The sequence below is a fragment of the Tritonibacter sp. SIMBA_163 genome, assembly GCF_046535935.1.
GTDB lineage: Bacteria > Pseudomonadota > Alphaproteobacteria > Rhodobacterales > Rhodobacteraceae > Epibacterium > Epibacterium scottomollicae.
Genome location: NZ_JAWJBP010000232.1, coordinates 1 through 317, shown reverse-complemented (window position 1 = coordinate 317; position 317 = coordinate 1). Strand labels below are relative to the sequence as shown.

Genomic DNA, 317 nt, shown 5'->3' with positions numbered 1-317 from the left:
CAGCAACTCCGACCTACTCGACCTCACCCGCACCACCCTCGAAAACCTGCCCGATATGAAGTTCGAGGTGCCTCTGGACTACCAGCGGTATCCGGTCTGCAATATGTGGTTCTCGCAAGAGAAGAAGCAGGTGGACAGCGGTACGTCCATCGAGCGGAACATCATGCTCGACACGTCGGGCAACGCCCGGTTCGTGCGTCTCTACCAGAAGACGCCGATCAACGTGACCGACGTGCAGAAGAAGATCACCGCCCCTTGGGTTCAGGCGCAAACGCACTGGTCCATCGAGCGGCGTGAAGCCCTCCGCAACCGCACCC

At 60.3% G+C, this 317-nt stretch carries 1 protein-coding gene; it reads left to right on the top strand.

Features of this window, described 5'->3' with window-relative positions:
* Window positions 1–317: hypothetical protein (locus R0J92_RS22210; protein WP_411053244.1), on the top strand; the 317-nt coding region annotated here is incomplete at both ends.